We start from the raw sequence: 25,177 nt of genomic DNA, 5'->3' as shown, positions 1-25,177 counted from the left end.
GAAAAAGAAGTGATAATATTCTGATTTGTTGATTTTCATTCCGGCACTCTCTACCTTTCATCTCTATGATCAGGTCAACAACATTTACACGGCTTCCGTATGCGGTCCAATTAACCGCCTGTGCTGTTGTTGTTGCGATCGTCACAAAAATAGGGTTGATGTTTTCTCTTGTTCAGATTAATGTGCCGCAGATCTGGTCTCCCGCAGGGTTATCAATTGTTATCTTGTATTTTTTAGGCCCCCGATTTCTACCGGCAATTTTTGTAGGAGTGCTTGTCAATTATCTCTTCCTGTTTGAATCGACTCCGGTGGGAATTCTTCTTGCCGTTGGTTCAACACTGGAAGCATTTCTTGGATCCATCATTCTTAAACGATCAAAGCTTAATGCAACGCTTGGAACACTTCGTGATGTAGGAAAAGTAATTCTTCTCGGCGGGGTGATAAGCACATTATTCAACGCGGTGTTTAGCGTTACCGCCTCCACTCTCTTTAATCTCGATGTACGCGAACATTATGCCAGCACCATTCTCCTGTGGTGGATGGGGAATATGGACGGATTTATTGTTGTTGCGCCGTTGTTGTTCGTTCTGATCATGCGCCGTTTTGGAACGATTGAGAAGAGAAAAGTGATGGAATTTTTTGCCATGATCCTTATTGTTTTTATCGGATCGCAGTCGGTATTTCACGGAAGATATTTTTCCACACAGCTTAATTATTCTTTTGCTTTCATACTTTTTCCTTTTGCTATATGGGGCGCGATACGGTTTGGAATGATTGGTTCGGCAATTACCACGTATATCATATCATTAAACGCAACACTTTCCACGCAGACCGGTTTGGGACTATTTTCAGCGGAGAGTTATTTCGTCAGCATATTTTTAGTTGACAGTTTTATTCTTGTTCTCGGAACTACTTCGCTTGCATTAGCTGCATTAATTGAAGAACGCGCGGCAGCAGAGCAAGCAGTCCGAAAAAGCGAAGAAACGTATCGCATTATTACGGAGCAGACGGGTCAATTGATCTATGACTATGACGTTATGACTGGAACAATCCTTTGGAGCGGCGCCATCTTCGACATTACACAATATACTCCACAGGAATTTGAAACGATTGATATTGAGCGATGGGCCGAGATGATCCATCCCGATGACCGTACCATGGCAAAGCATCTGCTGAAAGAATCGATGCGACTTCATCAAGAATATAATGTGGAATATCGGTTCCGGAAAAAGAGTGGAGTATATTTTGATGTGCTTGACCGTGGCGAATTTCTCTATCAACATCAACAGGATACCACGGCGTTCAGAATGCTCGGAACAATGGCGGATGTTTCCCGGGTCAATATGACGATGGGAAAATTGAAGGAGAACGAAGAACGATTCCGTATGTTGATAGAGAAAAGTGCCGACGGGATCATTCTTATGGACAAACGTGCCGATATTATATTTGCCGGTGTTTCCGCTTCATCGATTATTGGCTACCCGCTGAATGAACTGATTGGTAAAAATATTTTTGATCTTTTGCATCCTTCTGAAACAAAAAAGTATGCATTTAAATTCGGTCGACTGGTGTTGGAATCGGAACGGAGCGAATATCTGCTGGGACGGTTCAAACATAAGAACGGAATGTGGGTCTATATTGAAGGAATGGTGACGAATCTGTTTGCTAATCCCAGTGTCAATGCGCTTGTTGCAAATTTTCGCGATGTCACAGAACGGATTGTGAGTGAAGACAGGCTGAAACGTTCATTGCAGGAAAAAGAAATTCTGCTAAAAGAAGTGCATCATCGAGTGAAGAATAACATGCAAGTTATCTCAAGTCTTCTTAATTTACAGTCAGCATCCTTACGTGATAAAGCATCACTGCCGATGTTTCGCGAAAGCCAGAATCGAGTGAAATCGATGGCGCTGGTACATGAGATTCTCTATCAATCGCGCGATATTGTCAGTGTCAATTTTTCGGTGTACGTTAAACAGCTGGTCGCTTCGCTACAGAAGTCCTTTCTTACCGGGACCGGAACAGTTTCCATTACGGTGAAGGTCACCAATATTGTGCTTGATATAGACGCTGCAATTCCGTGCGGGCTAATTATCAATGAATTGGTGTCGAACGCATTGAAATATGCTTTTCCCAAAAAACGGTCCGGGGAGATTGTGATAGAAGTGAAAAAGAAAAATAATGCAATGATACGGCTTTCCGTGCGGGATAATGGAATCGGGATGCTGAAACGGAAGACACGCACGGCTTCACTGGGACTGAAACTTGTCCATGCGCTTGCCGATCAGTTAAAAGGATCAGTGACGATCTCCGCACAGCGGGGAACGGCATTCATCATCGAATTTCCAATCAAAACACCAATGGCAGCAGCGGCGGTATGAAAAAGAAAAAAGTCCTTATCGTAGAAGATGAAAAGATCGTTGCGCTCGATCTTCGTTCCATTCTTTCTTCGACCGGATATATTGTTGTCGCCGATGTTTCCACCGGCAAACAGGCGGTGACCGCTGTTGAACAGTTCAGTCCGGATATTATCCTGATGGATATTGCACTGAAGGGTTCCATGTCCGGCATTGATGCGGCGAAGATCATCCTCAATCGATACGACATTCCGATCATTTTTCTGACCGCAAATTCCGATACAAAAACTCTTGAGCATGCGAAGCATGTCAGCGCCTATGGATACATTCTTAAACCATTTGATGAACGAGATATCCGCACTACGGTGGAAATGGTGCTCTATAAACATAAGACCGAATCTCACGTAAAAAATCAGCGGCAATGGCTGGAAACAACCCTTCGCAGTATTGGTGATGCCGTTATCGCTACGGATAAAAAAGGGTTTGTAACATTCATGAACATTATTGCCGAGCAATTGACCGGCTGGAAACAGGAAGAGGCGGCAGGGAAGAAACTCGGCGAAGTGTTTGTTATTGAAAATGAAAATACAGGCAAACAGCTTCCCAATCCCGTTGCCAAAGTGCTGCGTGAACGAACCTCGTTAAGTTTAACCAATCATACCATTCTCATTGCTAAAAACGGCGCCAGAACGTTCATCGAAGATTCTGCTGCTCCAATCTTTAACGATGCACAAGTAATTACCGGAGTTGTGCTGACCTTTAGAGATGTAACAGAGAAAAGAAAATCGCAGGATGAACTGAACCGGAACGAGCAACGATACCGCGCATTGATTGAAAAAAGTACCGAAGTCGTAATGATTATGGATAATGTTGGAACAATTCTGTATTCGACAAGTTCCATTACAACTATGCTTGGATATACCACTATTGAATTTGTCGGACGAAATGCATTTGAGTTTCTCCATCCCGAGGAAATTGAAACGAATAAAGAACGGTTGCAGGATCTGCTCCGTCAACCGGGGAAAAGTATTCTGGTACAATTACGGTTCCGGCATAAAGACCGTTCGTGGCGATGGCTTGAAGCAGCAGGAACAAACCTCATAAACGATCCCGCCGTGAATGGCTTGGTGGTGAACTTCCGTGATATTACGTATCGGCGGGATTCCGAAGAAAAACTGAATCATCTGAACAAACGTCTCGATCTTATTGCGCGCGTAACCAGCGAAGTGATTGGCGCGCTGCCGATTCAAAAGCAGGCGCGGGAGATGATAGAGCAAGTAATGCATGCATTCGATGTGGATGCGGTCATTATTCGTGTTACGGAGGATGACGAGCTGCACTTGCTGGCAAGCATTGGCGTGGATGAATATAGTTTGTCCAAAGTGATTCCGAATAAATTCGGAATTTCAAAACAGATAATGGCAAGCCGGCGCGCGCTGGCGGTAAAGAACGTAAAGGAAAATTTTGCCACGCACTTCCTGAAAGATCAATCCGGCTTTGATGGAAAACGATTCGATTTCATATCGTATGCCGGCGCGCCGCTGTTGATCGGTCATACCGTCATCGGTATTCTTGGATTGTATTCCAAAGATAAGATTCGTGAATTTTCCGCGACTGATCTTGAACATTTACAGATTGTTGCCAATCACATCTCCGTTGCTATTGCCAATGCCGGACTGTTCAAAGAAATCCGTGAACAGAATGTGGAGATGATGAAGCATATCGAGGAGCAGACCCGTGCCGAAAAATTATTGAGGGACAGTGAGGAACGCTATCGCGAGTTGGTGGAACATTCCCCGACGGCAATCTTCGTTCATGTGAACGGTGAGATTCAGTTTGTGAATCATGCCGCCATAATTCTCTTCGGCGCATCGGTTGCGGGAGAATTGATTGGAAAGAAAGTCATCGATATCATTCATCCCGATTTCCGCGAAGGTGCGGAGCAGCGGATGCTGCGAGTCTATTCCAACTTCGTTCTTCCCACAACGGAGCAGAAATATCTCCGTTTGGATGGCCAATCAATTGATGTTGAAATTTCTTCCATCCCGTTTTCGTTTGAAGGAAAACCGGGAGCTCAGGTGATTGCGCGGAATATCACCGAACGAAAACAGCATGAAGTGGCGCTGCTGGAATCCGAGCTTCGTTTCCGGTCGCTGTTCGAAAACGCAAAAGATGCGGTGTTTCTTGCCGATACACGAACGGGAAATATTATTGATGTGAATGCTGAAGCGGAAAAACTGTTGAAGCGGACCCGCGGAGAAATTATCGGACGGCACCAATCGTTTATTCATCCGCCGGAACGATCTGCTGAAGCTGAATCGATGTTCCGGGAGCAGATTCTGACGCTGGGAGAACACCCGATTGAATTTGAAGTGATTGACAGTTCGGGGAAACGTATTCCGGTGGAGATCAAAGCCAGTGTCGTTCGCCTGGATGATAACAGAATTATTTCACAGGGAATCTTCCGCGATATTTCGGAACGGAAAATTGCGGAAGAAACCTTACGTGAAAGCGAGCACCGATTCCGTACGCTGGCGGAGAACCTTCCCGGCGTTGTCTATCTCTGTAAAAATGATGACCGATATACCATGCTCTATCTTAATGATCAAGTGGAGCAGTTGACGGGATATTCCAAGGATGATTTTCTTGATGATACCGTATCGTTTGTGGACTTGTATCATCCGGAGGATGTTGCAGAAATTACGGAAGGTGTATCAATTGCTCTCTCCAAACGTCTTCCGTTTCACTTGATCTATCGCATTAAACATAAAGACGGTACGTGGCGATGGATAGAGGAACAAGGGATTGGTGTGTATCGCGGCAGCGAATTGCTGCGGCTGGAAGGCTTCTTAAGCGATATTACTGATCGAAAGATCGCTGAATCTGCTTTGACGGAAAGCGAGGAAAAATATCGCCGTCTGTTTGAAGATTCCAAAGATGGTATTTATATCACGACGTTCGACGGTACAATCCTTGATGTGAACACTTCTATGATGGAGATTCTCGGATTTCATGATAAAGAAGAACTGAAGAATTATAATGTGAAGGATCTCTATTTCTATCCGACCGATAGAACGAAATTTGTAAAAGAGTTTGAGCATAAGGATTATGTTAAAGATTTTGAAGTGACGCTGAAGAAAAAAGACTCCACCAAAGCACATGTCCTTCTCACGACGGTGGTGATTCGCGATGATTCGGGAAGGCCAATCCTCTTCAATGGTTCTATGCGTGACATTACGGAGAAGAAACAACTCGAACATCAGTTGATCCAGGCGCAAAAAATGGAGAGTATTGGTACGCTTGCCGGTGGCATTGCGCACGATTTCAACAATCTCCTTGCAATGATCCTCGGAACTGCGGAACTGATTAAACGTCACACAAAGGAGATTCCGGCAATCCAATCGTACATCACTCGAATTATCGAAGCATCGGATCGGGGATCATCTATTTCGAAGCAACTCTTATTGTTTGCGCGTCCAGAACAATCCGATTTGAAGCCGATCTCTGTGCAGGGTGTAGTGGAACAGGTTAATGATTTTCTTTCTCACTTCCTGTTGAAAACGATCACGGTGCGATGCGAAATTGCTGATACCGCGGCCATTATTATGGGAGATGAAGGACATCTTCATCAGGCAGTCCTGAATCTTTCCATTAATGCGCGCGATGCAATGCCCAGCGGTGGTGTCATCACCATCGGTGTGAAAAATGTCAAGGGAAGTTTTGTCCGCCACCAATTTTCCGATGCGGGTGATCATGAATATGTGGCTATTTCTGTGCAAGATACAGGTTCTGGTATGGACGAGGAAATCCAGCAGCGGATCTTCGAACCATTTTTTTCTACGAAAGCACGGGGAAAGGGGACCGGATTAGGACTCGCAATCGTTCACGGCATTGTGCAGCTGCATCGGGGATATGTTGAAGTTCAGAGTAAAAAAGGAATCGGAACAACATTCACTATGTACTTCCCGTCCATCGCCATAGATGTTCCGGGAAAACAAAAACAAGAGATTATTATGGGTTCTGAAAACAAAGAAACAATTTTAATTGTAGACGACGAAGAGATGTTACGGGAGATTCTTACCGAAAGTTTGCGGGATGAAGGATACAAGATTCTTATTGCATCCGACGGTGTGGAGGCATTAAAACTTTACGCTGAACACCGAAATAGTATTTCGCTAATAATCACCGATCTTGGAATGCCAAACATGGGCGGAGAAGAACTCTTTGCAAAACTGCAAGCGATGGATCCAAAAGTGAAAGTGATCATCTCCTCCGGATATTTGGATAGTTCAACTCGTTCTGATCTGTTGCGAAAAGGGATCATCGATGTCCTCACAAAACCATACCGTTTCGATATTATCTTTGCCACCGTCCGCAGAGCTATTGACAGTCATTAGGCGAATTCTGAAACATTCGTCATGAGCATAGCGAAGGGACTGAGGTAATCTTAGAAAAAAACACCGATGATGAAAAAATATTTTCACGGATAACGAATATTTACTATCAGATTCTTCGTCCCGCGCAGAGAAAAATTATGAGCGGAACTCAGAATGACAGGCAGAGTACTACTCCACTGTCACCTCCGAAGGAGTCCTTCCCTAAGTGACACTTCGTGTCGGACCTGAGCGCAACGAAGGCTCTGAAGTAATTATAGTCAATGAACAACAGATGAACATTCTTATCACCGGCGGAACAGGATTCATTGGTAAGCACCTTCTCCGCGAATTAACAACGCAACATCACTCCATTACACTTCTTACAAGAGGTCAATCCAAAACTACAACGGTAAATAATGCAACAGTCCGATATCGACATTGGGATCCGATGAATGAAGGGAATTGGATAGATGAAGCGGGCGGTTGCGATGTGATTATTAATCTCATTGGCAAAAACGTTTTTGAACAGCGATGGAATAAAACAGTGAAAGAGAAAATTCTTGCCAGTCGAATTGTCCCTACCCGAATGCTTGTTGATGCTATTGCCAAAGCAAAACAGAAACCAAAGCTTCTTATTTCCGCATCTGCGGTTGGATTTTATGGCGACAGAAATGGTGAGACAATCACAGAAGAGAGTTCCGGAGGGGATGATTTTCTTGCCGATGTTGTGATGCAGTGGGAATTAGTCGCATACACCGCCGAGCAATTCGATGTACGTGTTGCAACACCTCGCATCGGATTAGTGCTGGAAAAAAGCGGGGGAATGATCGGCAAGATGTTGCTGCCGTTCCGGCTCTTTGTCGGTGGACCGATCGGCAGCGGGAAACAATTTCTTCCCTGGGTACATATGGATGATGTGGTACGTGGAATATTGTATCCGCTGAAGAACGAACAATTTCGCGGTATCTATAATCTTGTCGCGCCGAATCCGGTAACAATGAATGAATTTGCGAAAATATTCGGATCAATTCTTCACCGCCCGTCATGGCTGCCGGTTCCGAATCTTGCATTGCAAATATTGTATGGTGAAGGTGCCAAGGTGATTTTGTCAGGACAAAAAGCAATTCCGCAAAAATTACAATCAGCAGGTTATCTGTTTTCGTATCCCGAGCTTCGTCCTGCATTACATTCCATTCTAAAAGCATAAAATACCTGAACATTTGTTCGGTTATTTTTTGGTTCTTGTAATCCTCCTTATTTAGAGGTAAAATTTGATAGGAATTTTCTATTCGTTTATTAAGAATGGAGCTATTGTGAAAAAGATATTCTTTTGTTTATTACTGCTCATCATTCCGCTTTCCATTCAAACAATCACTGCGCAAGAGAGAGCAACATTATCCTCTATTCCCGGATTTACTCTCAGCCCATATTTTAATGAGCAAATAAAAACATTTATTTATAATCCCGAAGTAAGAATCCATATCAATGCACCATCGGTTGAATTGTTTGATCCTTCAAAACCGACAGCGCTCTCATTCTTTTCGCTGCCGAACGGCAACACAATCGAGATGACCGTCGGGAAACAATTGAAGCTGGGGGACGACTGGCATTACGATATTCAGCATATTGGTGCGCAGACGAGATTCATTCGTACGAAAATGAAGGATACGAACTTTGTGACCATCTACCTTGAAGCAAACGCATCATCCGTTCCGCTCAGCTGGCCGACGTGGCGGAGCAAATATGCCAATAATGCAGTGCTCATTAAAAGTATTGTCGATTCCGTCAAAAATATTTTCGCAAACTACAATCCGTACATCATCCTATCAAGTCACAGCGGAGGAGGAGGATTCAGTTTTAGTTATTTCAACGCAGCCACAACAATTCCCAATGAAGTAAAGCGAATTACCTTTTTGGATGCAACATACAATTATGATAATGCGTATGGCGCCAAAATTAAGGATTGGCTCCTTGCATCTTCCGATCATCATTTGAGTGTGCTCGCGTATAACGACAGTATTGCACTCTATAATGGTCAGCCGATTGTGAGTGCAACCGGCGGAACATGGTACCGCACGCGGCAAATGGTTTCATATCTTTCTGCTTTTATGTCGTTTACGACAACCGAGAATGCCACATTCATCATCCACAGTGCATTGAACGGAAGAGTAAAGATTATTCTCAAGCATAATCCAACTCAGGCGATTCTTCACACGGTTCAGGTGGAACTGAACGGATATATCCAAACAATGCTTTCGGGAACACCTCTTGAAGAGATCGGCTACACATATTATGGAACAAGAGCGTATACATCATTAGTGCAGACCGGCAATACGCTTCCAAAACCGCTTCAGATTCCGCCGCGTCCATCCGGCTCGGTCACCGGTTCGCAGTTTATGACGAGCGTAGCGGCAATGTCATTTACCGATCGTGAAAATGCAATCTATGCCGAGATTGCAAAAGGAAATATTCCAGACTTCATGCGGACGTTGAAAAAATTGCAGTCAGCATTTCAGGATAACGATGGTATTTCGCATACGGTGATCTACGAAGTGATGCCCGATTATCTTTGCATCGGTTCGAACGAAGATTTTTGCCGAGTGCCGATGGGACCGGTCACGGCGCAGAAACTGGCGAATCTTTTCGGCGCTACAATGCCCACGACAAAACTTGTGGATGATATTTATACAAAGGCACCGTTGAAAGTTGCTCCGGTAACGTACGCGCCCGTTGGAAATGAAAATGAAAAAGTCACAAAATTTATCGAACATAATACTGCCATTGAAAACCAGCGGACATCATCAGGCCAGCCGCTTGGGACATTGATGGGAGGAACAAAAAAAGATATGGTCATCAGCAACAAAATTGTCGATCCCACACGGCCGGGATATGTTGTCATTTATGGATGGCACCAATTAAATGGAACGGCGATTCAGCCGCTAACCAATATTCATAGCGGAAGCTACGTTGACTACAGTCACGGTGTTCGGTTGATGAATGTGGAATTATTAGTTGATAGCGTTACGATGAATGTAAAACAGATGCTTACCAACGCAAAATGGTATAAAGTACTGAGTAATGAAATCGGAGCCATGACGCAGCCAAGTTACTTTAAAGAGAGTAATGCTCCCGCAACACCAAAATCGTTTGGTGTGAAGTCTGAAAACGGAACATCGTTGAGACTGGTCATTAAACCGGATACGAATGTAACGGAATACATCGTCTTTACAGGGAAAAATGGTACAACGTTCACTGATACGGTCGTCATCACTCCAAATAATCCAATTATTACAACTCTTCAAACCGATTCACTCTATTATATAACCATAAAGGCTTCCAACAATGCGGGAATATCTGCGAGTTCAGAGGTGCTGGCCGGAATTCCAAGTTTGAATTCAGGGAAGATTCTGATCGTAAACGGATTTGACCGTGCATCCACAGGAAATACATATAATTTTATTCGCATGCATGCATCAGCAGTGAAAGCAAACGGATATACGTTTGCATCGGCAACGAATGACGCGGTGATCGACGGACTTTTTTTCTTAAACAATTATTCAGTGGCAGACTACATTCTCGGCGATGAAAGTACGATTGATGAAACATTCAGTACTGTAGAACAAACCAAAGTAAAATCATTTTTGCAGAACGGCGGGAAGTTATTTGTTTCCGGCTGCGAACTTGCATGGGATTTGGATAACAAAGGCGCTGCAAGTGATAAAGATTTCATCAATAATTATTTAAAGATGCGATATCTTGCCGATGCCCCGAATAATGTGAAGCAGACAACATATCAGGCGGAAATACTGGGCGGAAATGTTTTTACCGGTGTGCCGAGTATTGCATTCGATAATGGAACGCATGGTTCCATTGATGTGCAATGGCCCGATGTAATTAAAGGAACAGCCGGAGGATTGCCGTTTGCCAAATATACAAACTTGGATACAGCGTCCGGAGTCAGTGGAATATTTTTTAGTGGAAACTTTCCTTCGGGAACCAGATCCGGTAAACTTGTTGCATTGGGATTTCCGTTTGAGACGATCTATACACAAAGCGTTCGCGATCAATTGATGGGAAAAATTTTGTTATTTTTCGATATTGCTGCGCACGTTCAAAAGGAAGAGGCAATACCCGAAGGATTTATACTGTATCAAAATTTCCCCAATCCATTTAACCCCACAACAATAATTCAGTTTTCTCTCTCTTCAAAAGGAGAGCGGGCGACATTAACAATCTTTGACATAAACGGGAAAGAGATCGTAACGCTTGTGGATGAACAGAAAGAGCCGGGAACATATTCTGTCCAATGGAATGCGTCGCAGTATGCCAGCGGAATGTATCTTGCGAAACTTGTGGTTGGAGGGAAATCCCAAATAAAGAAATTGTTGTTGGTGAAGTAACTTTGACAATATGAAGAACCTGATCGTAAATATTTTTTCCTATCCGTGTAAATCTGTGCCATCTGTGTCATCAGCGTTCTATTTCGTAATGTTACCTCAGACACTTCGTTTCGCTCAGATCCGACACGAAGTGTCCCATAGGGAAGGACTCCTTCGGAGGTGATATTGGATTAGTACTCCGCCTGTCAGAATGGGACGGTAGAATTATTTTTGAAATGACTTTAACTTGAAATAACCGCTATCACTTTAACAGCATCATCTTTTTTATCTCTATAAAATTATCGCTCGACAGTTTATAGAAATATATGCCCGTTGAGATATTTCCTGCATTCCACTGCACCTCTTTCCATCCCGCCGATTGTTCTTCGTTTACCAATGACGCTATTTCACGTCCCAAAAGATCGTACACCGTAAGCGTTACATATGAAGCAGTGGGGAGCGAATACCGAAATGTTGTGGATGGATTGAACGGATTTGGATAGTTCTGGCACAGACTGAACAGTCCCGGAACTGACTCATTCATTTCCTCAACGCCCAATATGGTAGGAAATGTGGCGCGTTCATAATATCCCGAGTAATTAAAGATGCCGTCTTCTCCTTTTCCCGATTCTTCTTTTAATGATCCGTTCATAGGATAGTATGCGGCAAGATCCACTTCGTTTCCCGTGAGAGGATAATTCATTAAGGCAAGAATTTCTCCGGCTGTTCGCGCCTTGCTCCAGAACCGCAAGTCATCATACAGTGCGCTTCCCATCGGATAGGACCACCAATTATCAGGCATATGATTTACAAAAATACATCCCGGACCATTCAATAATGTTCCCGCAGTTGTTTTCTGATCGATCACTCGTCCGTTCAAATACAATTTGAAATTATTGGTACCGCCGTTTGCATCGTACGTGATTGCAAGATGCTGCCACCGATTTTGCGTTACGCTGTCTTTATCATAACCAGAAAGATCATATGTGTTCGTGGTTGTTGCAATTCTGGCAAACGGGTGACGGGAATTCGATGCATTTGTATTTTGTGAAACACCCAAATAATAATAATAATCCTGTCCTTTACCTTTCTTTCCGGCGACCAGTAGTTGTCCGTTACTTAGTTTCTTTACCCAGCATTCAATAGTAAAGGCACTGGCGAAATTAAGATTGGCGCCATATGGTATCTGAATGTTTTCCTTATGTTGGCTGTCTGTGACATGATCGAAGCGGACAGCATAATTATCACCGAGCGCGGGTTTTTCTTTTTCGATCATGAAAGAATAAAGGCGTCTCGGTTCGTACATGCCCGGCCAGTCGCCGTGAACAATCACATTCATGCTGCCGTCGGCATTCAACATTGGTGATGGTGCAGACATGTACGCAAAATCGTTTGTGGGGAAATAATATTTTCGGCTGATCGTTCCGGTTGTGGCATTGAATCGTGTTACACCGATTTTCTGATTTGATACTTGGTTCATGGCATAGACAACCATCAGTTGATCTCCGGTAGATGACGGATCGATGATCGGAATTGCATTTCTTCCATCCTGAGCATAGAAAAGTGTATCGATCATCAGATCCACAAAACTAAATGTTTCCCCTTTATCTTTAGAATAATACAAACCAATTTTCCAAGATCCTTTATTGTAATTATAGGTGATGTAGACGAAATTTCCTTTGGATATGATCGACGCGGATCCAAAATGGTTGTCATCGCGTGCGAGAGCGGAGGTAAGATTTTTCACTGAGGAGAAACTGCTTCCTCCATTCGTTGATTTTCGATACAGAAGATCGAACTGTGTTGCACCGGCATCTTTCTGATCCCAGATAATGTGCACATCGTTGTTTTCCACACTCATCTTTTTGTGATGAAACGATTCAATGGAATTGTCGAAATTATTCCACTGCAGGTCATGAATGGCGCTGCTTCCGTTTGCGCCTGAAACAGGTGTGTAAACAAACGTTTTTCCTCCATCGGTCGATTTCACAAAAGTTATTCGTTCTACGGAATTCACTTTATCAATGTCTGATGCAAGGGCATACATTGTAGAACCTTGGCTGACAGCATCGGAAAAGAGCCAGTACCACCAATAGGTCTCTTCCGGCAATAGTGTTAAATTCGTCGTCTGCGTAAATGTTGTGCCATTGTCGGAAGAAGAATAACATACAACCACGGGATCTTTCGATCCATGATCCAGACTCATAGACCCAAAAATGTTCACAATTCCGCTGTTGGCCAGGATATAATAGTCTCCCATTGCTAACGAACCGACACTGCGATTTAGCGACCAAATGGTTTTTGGCGCATCAAACGTAGCGCCATGATCGGTTGAGCGGAAGTACAGCAGTTTGTTTGCTACGGGATCTGCATTTGGTAGAAGATCCAATATAATAATATGAACGTTCGCACCATCCACAGCAATAAATTCCGTTCCTTTCGGATCAGAAATCTTTGTAAGTGAACCAAGATATTTTTTTGCGCCAAATGTTCTTCCTCCATCAGTCGATCGGCGGTAGGCAAGATATTTGAGAAGAGTTGAGTTGATGGTATCGGTTTCACACCAGACTGTGTGAATATTATTTCCCGAAGCCACAGAACGATGAAATCGAATATTCACCTTTGGATGATTTTCGGAAATATCGGCAACGAGGTTGGAGAATGGCGATTTTACGCCAATGCCCGGATTTGGATCAACAATACCGGCTTGAATAGATTTATACGAAACGGTGATATACCATCCGGTATATCCATTGTATTTTCCTAATCCATCTTTTACTGCAAAGAATTCATCATATCCGATCCATACCGAGGAATTCCATTTTTCATTTTTAGCCAGAATTAACATTCCCTCAGCACCGTAAGTGTACGAATATCGGTAGTTGTTTACCCATTGTCCGGCGGACCAATTTTCATTCAGTGTTAATGAGAGGAGTCTGTCACTTGTATATGTATATGTTCCTCTACTGCTGTTTGTCCATTGACCTCCGGACCACGATTCAGACAAAACGATCAACGGATTTGCATACTCATCATAAGTTGTTGTACCTCTTCCGATTGTTGTCCACTGTGAATTGATCCACATCTCCGTGATTTCCTGAACGCGATTTCCGTTAAGATCGTACGTATCGGTATAACGTGCATTGTTTGTCCAGGCGTTATTCGTCCATATTTCTGAAAGATAGGTAAGACGGTAATTATTCAAACTATACGTTTGTGTATTGCGACTGCCGTTTGTCCACTGATTGTTCAAGTAGTATTCATACAGTTCGCTCAACAGGTTTTTGCGCGTATCGTACGTATAGCTATTTCGATAACCATTTACCCATTGATTGGTGGTCCAATTTTCTGAGAATCGGGTTATCATATTTCCGGTGGCATCGTACGTTAAGGTCATGCGGTTGGAATTTGCCCATTGTCCGCTTGTCCATTGTTGAATCAACGATGAGGTTACTTTGCTATCCGCATTGTACGTGTACGTATAGCGGGATGTATTGACCCATGCACCTGCTGTCCACGTCTCGCTCATTTGCGAGAGCATATTCTCTTTCGCATCGTACGTCATAGTGGAACGGGTGCTGTTCACCCATGCGTTGGATGTCCATTGTTCATAGAGCCATGTCAACTGGCTCCCCGCCGTATTGTACGTTCCGGTGAATCGGGTTTTGTTTACCCACTGCCCGGCACTCCATTTTTTTATGAGTTGATTGGTAATGTTTCCTTTTGAGTCATACATGTTTATCCGCAGTGTTGTATCTGTGGTGGAACGAAGGTAAACGGAATCGATCACAAAAATATCCGAATACTGACTGGTTGCATAATGTAGTGTTTGCGTTGCGTAGTCTTGATCAAGAGGATCAAACTCGTTTAACGCGCGGAACGGAACAGGCGAACAGCGAGAAATAATTTGTGTATGGATGCTTTCCGGCGAGGAAAGTATATCCATCTGCTGATTATTTGACGGATCGTGAAAATTATTTTGAGCTTCCGTTTGGAGAAAACATGTGAGCAATAAAGCCGCCAGAAGAAGGAGAGAATACGATATTGTGTTTGAGCGATGTGAAAAATGTTTCGGCAGTACCGAATATGTTTTCATGTGAAGTCCTTCTTACGGCATCGTCAAAAATGATCCCGTATATTTTTTTATAGCGAAGAGAAAAAGTATGATGAAAAAAACATGTTGTGGTATTTTGAGAGTATCAAAAATAAACAATTGTCGGTAAGGATGTGCCTAAAATTAATCAGCACCGTGTGAACATACAAGATGAAAACAGAAAAAGAAAATTTATTTCTTTTTATTCGGACAGTTTTATCTGTTGAATGTTTTGTTTGGCTTGACAACAACAAAAATTAGTTGCGCTAAGAAGGAGAGTGAAAATATTTCATTCGCATTGTATGAAATCAACAACCTTCGAAATTTGTAAAATTCTGAGGGTTCTGTTTTTAAAAACCACGTATTTACGTGATTGCGGAATGGAATTGAAAATGGTACAGTAAGATTCAAACGTTGTATTAAAAACGAACAAGGGAAACAAGATGAAAAAGTATGAATTCAATAACTCCGTCAGAAAAAACCTTTTTACGGCGATAAAAATTATTTCAATGATCGTTCTCTTCAGCACTATTTTTTTGTTAGATCTACTGTCGTTTATTCCTGTGTTGATTATTATTCTTTTGATTTTAAACTCCGTTGAAAAAGATTTTACGCTGCCGCGTGACATTGCAAAGTAATTTCCTCATTCAAGCGTTGTTTTAGTTATTGTTAACCTGAGCGAAGCAATGAATGACGGGAGAGTGCAGATTGATTGTTATCCTGAGCGACCTGTTCGCCTTCTTTTTGGCGGAAGCGAAGGATCTGAGGTAAAGTTATTTGCATTACTTTTCGTTTTTGAATAGTGTCAGATTCTTCGTCCCGATAAAAGACATCGGGACTCAGAATGACGGGGGATGCTTAATCGAGCGGGCTCTTCACGGCAATGCCGCCTTTGTTGAGCACATGTGTGTAGATCATTGTGGTTCTTACGTCGCTGTGTCCTAGCAATTCCTGTACGGTGCGAATGTCATAACCATTCTCCAACAAATGTGTTGCAAAGGAATGACGGAAGGTGTGAGCGGATCCTCCTTTAATAATATTCGCCTGGCGGATGGCTTTCTTGATTTCGCGTTGAATGTGTGACTCTTCAATATGGGTGCGCATCTTTTTTTTGGTAACGGGATCAGTGGAACGGCGGGAGGCGGGGAAGAGATATTGCCATTCCCATGATCGTGCGGCATCGGGATACTTTTTGGATAGTTGATCGGGGAGATGCACTTCACCAAAACCGTCTGCCAGATCGTCCAGATGCAATGTTCTTCCTTTTTCCATATGAATATTTAAACGGGCAATGATTGAATCCGGAAGAATTGTCCTTCTATCTTTGCTTCCTTTTCCTTCCCGCACAATAATAGTGTGCGATTGGAAATCGAGATCTTTGATGCGGAGTCGCAACGCTTCAAGCAGGCGAAGTCCGGAACCATAGAGAAGATTTGCAACCAGTAGAGGAGTTCCGGTAAGATTTGCCAGAACGGATCTTGCCTCGGACGGAGTATATACTATGGGGATACGAATTGTACGGTTTGCCCGAGTGACATTGGCAAGGTGGTCAAGCGGGGTATGGAGCACGTCCTTGTATAGAAAAAGAATTGCGTTGAGCGCCTGGTTTTGGGTGGAAGCGGAGACCATTTCTTTTACCGCGAGACTGGTCAGGAAATCTTCTGCTTGTTGGTGACCAAGCTGCAAGGGGTGAATACTGTTATGGAATCGGATATAGCGAACGATCCAGTGGATGTATGCTTCTTCGGTGCGCTTACTATAATGGCGAACGCGCATGGTTGAGCTGACCTTTTCCAATAATTGAGATTGATTCATAAGCAGATTCCTTTTTTTTTGGGGAGTATAAGAAATTTATTTGGTGAGCGGTATAACGTAAATACGTTATTTTTTGGCGGGTGAAGAAATTTGATTTTACTCTAAAAAAAATCAGTATACCCTATTTAGGTGATAGCGCAAAAGAGTCATAAAGTGTAAATTATTTGAGCGAAAATACTAATGGAATCGGAATTGATAGTGACTAGATATTTTTGAGAGGTTTTTTATGAGACATGACGAAATGAGTTTTGCATAGTTTTCCAAAAACAACAATATGACAGAAATATCTGCAAATGAATCAACTTTCAAAGAATATTGAATTTTTAGGCTCCAAAACCGATCCGCAGACCAGTATATTTAATAGAGAAGTACCGTCTCATAAAGGATTTTTCAACAACAAAGTGCGAATCTGAACAAAAACCGGATGAAACAAAATAAAGAGCGTCATTGGATTGCAGTGTATACAAAGGCACGATCCGAAAATAAAGTTACTTCAGAATTAGAATCTAAAGGAATTACCTGTTTTCTCCCCCAACGACAACAACTTCGTCAATGGAGTGATCGGAAAAAGATCATTTCCGTACCCTTAATACCTTCATATATATTCGTTAATATAGAGCTTTCACAATATCATCGTGTATTCGAATCCGACGGTGTGGTAAAAGTAGTAACATTTAATAATAGAATAGCGATTGTGCGACCATTTGAAATTGATCTATTACGCTTGGCGTGCGGCGATGCAGCGGCAACAATAGATTCGGATATATCGAAACGGATAGGGGAACAGGTAGAGATTACAGAAGGCGTATTTGCTGGTTACTGTGGTATTGTGCTTGGGAAGCGTGAGGGTTTAAAAGTGGCAATTCAGATTCAAGAATTGGGAATATCGGTAGTCATCACCGCGCCTACCATTCAAGTTCGGTTAAAGGAAGTTGTGTAAGAAACAATTATTTTTACTTTCTAGGCAGCCTATTTTGGGACTGACTAGGCGGAGCATTGATACAAATGAGCAGAATAAAGGGTATACTACCCAATCCTAAACACAGACTTACACTGTCTTTTACTCAACACTGCACATTCATCGGCTCTACACAGTCGAATAACTAGTTAGGCAGCTAAAAAAATATCTTATATCAAACTCGAGGAGTAGAAAATAAAAATAGTTGATACCGAAACAGACAAAATGCCGATGCTGGCGTATTGCTGTTTTAATAAATCACAATTTATTATTAACAAATTGTAGGAGCTTGTATGTTTAGTAGAAAGCAGAAAATCATTAATGGAATAGTAAGTAAAAGAAATTCATATTTTGCCATTACAATATATGTTTTACTTTTGTTTGGTAGTTTTGCCTGTAAAAAAAGCACTCCCAATTCAAACGATCAAATAGAATCTATAAATGATAATTCGCCATTTATAATGGGAAAGGGTGTTCAAGTTACTTTTGATAATGATGCGGGTGTTGTTGCATGGATATCGGATAGTTCAAACATTTCGTATACCTCTCTTATCGTTCAAGGCAGTACGCTGAGTGGAAAGATTAAAGCGGTTGATATTCGGAATAATAAAACAACTGTTTTGGACAGTACTTTACGCTATTCGAACAGTTTTTATTCTGTTCGCGACACAATATTTAATGTTGCATTGAATCGAGACAATTCATCGGGTATTTATATTATTTCCAATTGTCTTGTTACCCCCAAAATATCGATCTTTCCATATCCTCTCCTAGGCGATGAGTATTTCGTCACAATTTCACCAGATTCAAAGAAAATCCTTTTAACTTCCGGCAGGATTCTCAATCTTTCCGATGGCTCTTCAACGAATGTTTCAATGCCAACGCAGTTTCCACGTTGGATCAATTGGAATGCTAATGGATTGCAAGTGCTGACTTTTACTCAAGATAGTATACAAGAGTATTTTGTTAAAGATCTATTGTCAGGTGTTTCAAAGAAAGTATGGCAGTCAGGAACAGATGATAAATTTGGGTTTCAAGTTGCATGGTCGCCTGATGGGAAGAAAATTGCATTTCTACGAGAGACCCCAATGAATATTTCTCCGACAGAACATTACATATATCTATGTGATGTTGCCTCAAGTTCTGCAAAAAAGGTTGTTGCGGTAAAAGTACGACTAAAAGATTCTATACTTCCTGGAATCTGGTCGTTTGCATTTTCACAAAATAGCAAACGATTTGCATATAGTGTTGAAGGAAATATTTATTTCTTGGAGATTTAATTCTTAGAATAGTGATCAAAATATAGCTGCCTAACCAGTCGCTCAACCTGACGTGGTAACCGCGGCCGCAATTTTGTTATTCAAAGTTGAAATTTCTAAACACAACATACGTTAGCAAAAGTAATCAGCGAGCTAATAGACATTGCGTCCGCGTAAAAACGTTACCACGCAGGTTAGCTCCAGTCCGTTAGCCCGCAATGAACAAATGAAAACGATTCTATTCATAATTCTGATAATATTAACTGGATGTTCAACATTTCGAATATCGAACGATCAGTTTATGCCATTATCGGTTGGAAATAAATGGACTTACGACTCAAGTGATGATACGGAAGTTATTTCGGTTGATACTATTAACAATAAAATATTTTATAAGTTTAAGACTTCTGGTAATAATAATGGCAAAATACTTCACTCTTTCTATTGGCAGAGAGTTTCTAACGACACTTTGTTTCTCTTGAATTACGATTCAATCACCAATCAATATATAGAGTTTATTGATGCAATATTTTCATTGAAAGAAAACGATGTTGCTCAAATACACTTGGAATTAGGTGACAGTGTATCGCAAAAAGATATAAACTATCTTCCTCGTTGCAGAGATTATTCAATAAAAGTTCTTGACAAAAGTGATGATGTAATTGAGTTTATAACTCAACGGTGTGGTGTCGATTTTAATTATATCACTGTTTACAAAAAAGGTGTTGGTGTAGTGAAAACAAAAAATGATTGGGGTATTGAATTAAAACTGACTGATTTCAAATTAAATTAATTATACGCATTGCGGGCTAACCAGTCGTTCAAGCTGACGTGTGAACCGCCGACGCGCCTGAAACTTGAATGATGAGTTATCAAATTACAACTTAGGTTACGGATAGCTATCGGCGAATTAAAAAACAATTTCTCGGCTCTGGAACGTTCACACGCAGCTTAACTCCAGTCCGTTATACGGCTTGTTGCCAACGGCGAAAAGCATAAAAAGTAAGTCAGCGTTTGTGCGTCAATTGAAGATATTGCGGAGTCAAACAAGGTTATCAACAGAAAGTGTTCAAGGTTCAAGTTTTAACGAATCAAGAATTGGCTTCGCACGCCGTTGGCAACCTAAAACTCATATGCAGTTGTCGTTAATGCTTAAAGTTAAAAATCAGTGTTCAAAACTAAATAGTGTGCAAATTAATCAACAGCCGTATAACCAGGCACTCAAGCTGACGTTGTGACCGCGTCCGCGATTTTTGTATTCGATGTTGAAAAATCTAAACACAACATACGATTCAAACAGTTATCGGTAAATTAATCGGGGTCGCGTCCGCGACACAACGTCACAACGCAGCTTAGTGCCCGTCCGTTAGGTGGCATTAAATAGCATCTCACTCATACTCTAAATATGAAACAATACATCACGCCAATTGGTGTTGTGGTTCAACGAGCCGAAATAGATAAAATCAAAAATGTTATTAAACAATCTGATAATAAATCTTATCAAGAAATGTTTAATCTTATTATTAATCCAATTACCGTTGAACGAGCATTGATGGTTCCGGGTACTAAGTTATATTACTCTTTGGCTGGTATTTCCGGTAAAATTGGAATTGTAGCACTTATTGCAGGAGTAGTAGTTTTATTTTATCAAATGTGGCTGGTAAGTATTGTTTGCTTTCTTTCGTGGTGGTTTGTGTGGGTTAAACTTCAAAAAGCGTTCAACTATGAAATCGGCGCAAGATTATTTGCTCTTGATCAAGCATTAGAAAAACAAAGTGACAAAATAAGTAATGCCACCTAACCAGTCGCTCAACCTGACGTGGTAACCGCGACGCGCTTTGAGTTTTAAGTGTTGAGTTCTCAAATGACAACTTACGATACGAACGGTTATCAGCAATTTAAAAACAGAATCCATCGCGCTGGAACGTTACTACGCAGGTTAGCTCCAGTCCGTTAGCCCACTCTGCTGGCGGCAAAATAAAATGTTGCTCAAGTTTTGCAGTTCAATTTGAGTTTTGTTGTAAAATCAAAAAAAACAAATAAACAGTTCTTTAACATTCAAAAAGTTGTTATTCAATTCAACGTGGCTTACGCCAGCCGCCAGCAGTGTAGCGTTTCAAAAAATAGTTTTAGCGGGCTAACCAGTCACTCAAACATGACGTGCAAACCGCGACGCGCTTTGAGTTTTAAGTGTTGAGTTCTCAAATTACAACTTATGACAGCGATAGTTATCAGCAATTTAAAAACACAATCCAGCGCGCTGGAACGTTTGCACGCAGTTTAGTTCCAGTCCGTTAGGCAACAAAGAAACAGCATTCATGATAATAAGAAATACAATATTGGTTTTATTTCTCATCGCTTTGATTTTCGGTTGTAAAGGAAACTCGTCTCAGCAAAGATTGGCAAAAATAGTGGATACGACTCAGGCGAGATCTGAAATGACGGAAGAACAGAAGAGAATTTTGATAGTGCAGCGTTCATTAGCCGTGCTGAATAATTCCAATCCTGATTCACTTGCGCAAACGGCAATTAAAAAAGACAGCATCTATTTTATCTGTGTGCACGGATATACATATGAAGTACCTGGGATCAATGACTATGAAAAGAATTACAAAAACATCGTTCCTTTGAAAGTTATTCCTGGAACATCAGATGCAATAATGACAAAAGACGATGAAGAATTAGCTATCGTTGCGAATAAATACGCAACACGTTTTAATAAAATCATTCTCAATCATTTAAATAAATAGTAACGGCTTTGTTGCCTAACCAGTCGCTCAAACCGACGTTGTAACCGCGCTCGCGCTTGAGTTGCGAGTGTTGAGTTTTCAAATGACAACTTACGATACAAACAGTTATCAGCAAATTAAAAAACAATCGCGTCGCGCTGGAACGTTACAACGCGGCTTAGCTCCAGTCCGTTAGAACGCAGCGAATAGGCATTTTCTAAAAGGGGAATAAATGAAATCGAATCCTGCAGTATTAAAATTTCAAAAAGAATGTTTTGCTATTTATTTGACAGATATACAGAATAAAGTAAATGGATTTCCTAAACGATATGTATATCCAGACGGAAATCCGATTAGACCTGTTATTCCTGTCCAAACGACAACTAACAAGATAATGTTGGTTGGTGCATTTCCGTCAGCTCGTTTTGAACAAAGAAATGGGAAATTGATTCCCGTCGGTGATAATCTCGCACCATTTGGTCCTGAACATTATTTTGATGGATCTCAAGTAAGAATTCAAGAATCAACAGAAAGTTTACATAAAAACTATTTTCCTCAGCTTGGTATTGAACGCACTGATCTATGGATAACCGATATAGTCAAAATATATTTGTATCCAGATAAACATCTAAAGAATTTTGACTCGTCAGGATTTGTAGATACTCACAAGTTATTTCCCAAGATTGCAGAAGCAAGTTTAGAATGGTTTAAGGAAGAATTGAAAGTTTGTAATCCCAAACTCATAATTACACTTGGAGAAGTTGCTGCAAGAGTTGTTTCTCAAAACAGTAAACCATCCCTTGATGGTGTCATTAGAGATTTATCTTATGCTGATAATATTAAAATAGTTCATCTTGCTCATCCAGAGATTCGACGTCGAAATCCAGAATGGGACAAACGGACTAAAGTTCATTTACGTGAATTAGCAAAACAAATTAAAAAATATTTATAGCGCTGCGTTCTAACCAGTCGTTCAAGCTGACGTGTGAACCGCCGGCGCGCCTGAAACTTGAATGTTGAGTTTTCAAATTACAACTTAGGTTACGGATAGTTATCGGCGAATTAAAAAACAATTTCTCGGCTCTGGAACGTTCACACGCAGCTTAACTCCAGTCCGTTAGGCAGCAGAAAGTAATAGTGAAGGAAAACTTAAAATGAGGAAAGATCTATTCATCGTCGGTGCTCGACTTTTAGGAATATGGATTCTAATAGGTGTCATAAACCCAATATCTCACATTGTCGCGCCAATATTTATCAAAACTCAACCACCTACATACGTTCAACTGACCAATGTTGTTAATGGTATTTTACATTTTATAATTGGTTATTTCCTTCTGTTCAAAACAAATAGTCTATATAAATTTCTAGATCGGATTTTAACTGAAACAGAAATAAATAATGATGAAAATTCTGCTGCCTAACCAGTCGCTCAAGTTGACGTGGTAACCGCGAACGCGAATTTTGTATTCAAAGTTGAAATATCTAAACACAACATACGATTCAAACAGTTATCAGTAAATTAATCAGGGTCGCGTTCGCGTAAAAACGTTACCATGCAACTTAGCTCCAGTCCGTTAGGCCACGATCGTGAAGGAAGAAAATTAATATGCTTGTACATAAAAATATAAAATGGCTTATCATCATAATATTAATGCTTACAATGATTAATAATTATGCATTGTCACAGAATAGATTTTTTGAGAGAAACAAAACATTTTGCGCAAAAGTAGATTCATGCCTCAAATTCCTAAACGAAATCACATCATCAACCTCCTTAACATTAAAATATATCTTGCAAATTTATAATGCAGAGAAACTTGTTGGTGGGTTAGTAAACAACGCGACGTCTGGTATCCAATCTCCAGAAGGTATGGAACCACCTTGTCTTGATAGTACACTTGGTTATAGATGTCTACAATATGTTCAACGAAACATTACCCATTTTAGGATGGTCGATGATGGCTGGAAAGGAGAGAACAATTTTATGGAGCCATATAAATTTTGGGATTCTGTAGCGCAACACATTTATCCTAATTCTCCAGAAGCAAATGAAATATCATTTGATATAGATTTTAATGACTTGGTGCGTAAATATTCGTTTACTAATGATATAGCAGGCGAGACTTGTGAACATCATTGTAGAAGAGAATTTCAAAGGGACTCTACACATTACCTTGAATATTATTCGCGTGATGAGATAGATAAATGGCCTCAAGAGTGTGCACAGAAAAGGGCACAGTTTGAAAGTGAAAGGAACAAATTGCTACAAAAATATGGGATTACACCATTTACTAAAAGGTTGCGAGACATCGATATTACAACAATAGTTATCGATCATACTGTTTGTTAAATAAGTTATCGTGGCCTAACCAGTCGCTCAAGTTGACGTGGTAACCGCGAACGCGAATTTTGTACTCGAAGTTGAAATATTTAAGCACAACATACGATTCAAACAGTTATCAGCAAATTAATCAAGGTCGCGTTCGCGTAAAAACGTTACCACGCAACTTAGCTCCAGTCCGTTAGGCGCACGAAAATGGCATATGTGGTAAACAAAAATACAAACATAATAATCTTAATCGTCAGCGTGTGGTGGCTTGGTTGTTCTTCGAATCAAACAGTTTCTGCTTCTTATTTATTCCTAGATTCTACGAAATCAATCACGTTGTATTTAATTGACGGTAGAATAGTTTCTTTTGCACCCGACAATTATACTGCAAAAGATAATATTGATTCGTGTTTTGTTACCGGAACTGGAGTTGTCTCAAAAGAGGGGTCTTATAAACAAGAATATTTTTCAGGTACAATAAACTTCCGTGCAATAAAGGAGATGAAGTTTTCAGAGCCACCACCTACTAGTTCATTAACTCCGCTGTTGGTTGCAGCTTCGTTAATTGTAGCGCTCCTTGTATTTATGACCACATTCAAAACATAATTATCGTTGCGCCTAACCAGTCGCTCAAGCCGACGTTGCAATCTGCTCACGCTCTAAGTTATGAGAGTTGAAATATCTAAACACAACATACATTACGAAACAGCATTTTAAACTTAAAACTTTAATCAACCCGCTGGAGCATTGCAACGCGGCTTAGCTCCAGTCCGTTAGGCCGCAGTTGTTGCAGGCCGCATCTAAAGGAAAAGCAGAATCAGCAGTTCATCGTACGCTTTCATTAGCTGACTACGATTTAACAGAAAAGACTTTATGTCGGAGTTT

15 protein-coding genes are annotated in these 25,177 nt (G+C 41.2%); 13 read left to right on the top strand and 2 right to left on the bottom strand.

Going from position 1 to position 25,177, the window contains the following annotated elements; genetic code table 11:
- The first annotated feature begins 65 nt into the window (after window positions 1-65).
- The 4 genes from WDA22_15345 (at window position 66) to WDA22_15330 (ending at window position 11,130) form a co-directional block, all read left to right on the top strand.
- Window positions 66-2,378, top strand: a complete 2,313-nt coding sequence (locus WDA22_15345; GenBank protein MFA5834850.1) for an MASE1 domain-containing protein — start codon at window positions 66-68, stop codon at window positions 2,376-2,378.
- Complete coding sequence (locus WDA22_15340) at window positions 2,375-6,751, top strand: PAS domain S-box protein (GenBank protein MFA5834849.1); 4,377 nt, start codon at window positions 2,375-2,377, stop codon at window positions 6,749-6,751. Before WDA22_15345 ends, WDA22_15340 begins: the two co-directional genes overlap by 4 nt.
- Window positions 6,752-6,956: 205 nt before the next feature.
- The gene (locus WDA22_15335; protein ID MFA5834848.1) at window positions 6,957-7,937 is read left to right on the top strand and encodes a TIGR01777 family oxidoreductase; all 981 of its coding nucleotides are present in this window, start codon (window positions 6,957-6,959) and stop codon (window positions 7,935-7,937) included.
- A gap of 106 nt (window positions 7,938-8,043) precedes the next feature.
- Entirely contained in the window at window positions 8,044-11,130 is a 3,087-nt protein-coding gene (locus tag WDA22_15330; protein MFA5834847.1) for a T9SS type A sorting domain-containing protein, read from the top strand.
- Between the two features lie 241 nt (window positions 11,131-11,371).
- Here WDA22_15330 and WDA22_15325 read toward each other — a convergent pair whose 3' ends face one another.
- The gene (locus tag WDA22_15325) at window positions 11,372-15,205 is read right to left on the bottom strand and encodes a T9SS type A sorting domain-containing protein (protein ID MFA5834846.1); all 3,834 of its coding nucleotides are present in this window, start codon (window positions 15,203-15,205) and stop codon (window positions 11,372-11,374) included.
- Between the two features lie 440 nt (window positions 15,206-15,645).
- Between WDA22_15325 and WDA22_15320 the strand changes: the two genes are divergently transcribed.
- Window positions 15,646-15,840, top strand: coding sequence for a hypothetical protein (locus WDA22_15320; GenBank protein MFA5834845.1), 195 nt, complete (start codon window positions 15,646-15,648; stop codon window positions 15,838-15,840).
- A gap of 220 nt (window positions 15,841-16,060) precedes the next feature.
- Here the strand turns inward: WDA22_15320 and WDA22_15315 are convergent, their stop codons facing one another.
- Complete coding sequence (locus tag WDA22_15315; GenBank protein MFA5834844.1) at window positions 16,061-17,017, bottom strand: integron integrase; 957 nt, start codon at window positions 17,015-17,017, stop codon at window positions 16,061-16,063.
- A gap of 424 nt (window positions 17,018-17,441) precedes the next feature.
- On the opposite strand from WDA22_15315, the gene WDA22_15310 reads away from it, so the two are divergent.
- The 8 genes from WDA22_15310 (at window position 17,442) to WDA22_15275 (ending at window position 24,898) form a co-directional block, all read left to right on the top strand.
- Window positions 17,442-17,957, top strand: a complete 516-nt coding sequence (locus WDA22_15310; GenBank protein MFA5834843.1) for a UpxY family transcription antiterminator — start codon at window positions 17,442-17,444, stop codon at window positions 17,955-17,957.
- A 311-nt stretch (window positions 17,958-18,268) separates the two neighbouring features.
- Window positions 18,269-19,255: a hypothetical protein gene (locus WDA22_15305; protein MFA5834842.1), complete on the top strand. Its 987-nt coding sequence runs from the start codon at window positions 18,269-18,271 to the stop codon at window positions 19,253-19,255.
- Between the two features lie 280 nt (window positions 19,256-19,535).
- Window positions 19,536-20,027: a hypothetical protein gene (locus WDA22_15300; protein ID MFA5834841.1), complete on the top strand. Its 492-nt coding sequence runs from the start codon at window positions 19,536-19,538 to the stop codon at window positions 20,025-20,027.
- Window positions 20,028-20,639: 612 nt separating this feature from the next.
- Window positions 20,640-21,035 (top strand): hypothetical protein, encoded by a 396-nt coding sequence (locus WDA22_15295; protein ID MFA5834840.1) that lies wholly within the window; start codon window positions 20,640-20,642, stop codon window positions 21,033-21,035.
- Between the two features lie 610 nt (window positions 21,036-21,645).
- Window positions 21,646-21,984, top strand: a complete 339-nt coding sequence (locus tag WDA22_15290) for a hypothetical protein (protein ID MFA5834839.1) — start codon at window positions 21,646-21,648, stop codon at window positions 21,982-21,984.
- 211 nt (window positions 21,985-22,195) lie between these two features.
- On the top strand, window positions 22,196-22,915 hold the full coding sequence (locus WDA22_15285; protein ID MFA5834838.1) for a uracil-DNA glycosylase family protein: 720 nt from the start codon (window positions 22,196-22,198) through the stop codon (window positions 22,913-22,915).
- Between the two features lie 654 nt (window positions 22,916-23,569).
- Window positions 23,570-24,313, top strand: a complete 744-nt coding sequence (locus WDA22_15280) for a hypothetical protein (GenBank protein ID MFA5834837.1) — start codon at window positions 23,570-23,572, stop codon at window positions 24,311-24,313.
- A gap of 186 nt (window positions 24,314-24,499) precedes the next feature.
- Window positions 24,500-24,898, top strand: coding sequence for a hypothetical protein (locus tag WDA22_15275; GenBank protein MFA5834836.1), 399 nt, complete (start codon window positions 24,500-24,502; stop codon window positions 24,896-24,898).
- Window positions 24,899-25,177: the final 279 nt, after the last annotated feature.

The organism is Bacteroidota bacterium (assembly GCA_041658205.1).
Taxonomy (GTDB): domain Bacteria; phylum Bacteroidota; class Ignavibacteria; order UBA10030; family UBA8401; genus UBA8401.
The sequence above is the reverse complement of the archived record's forward strand: the minus strand, read 5'-3'. Positions and strand labels throughout refer to the sequence as shown.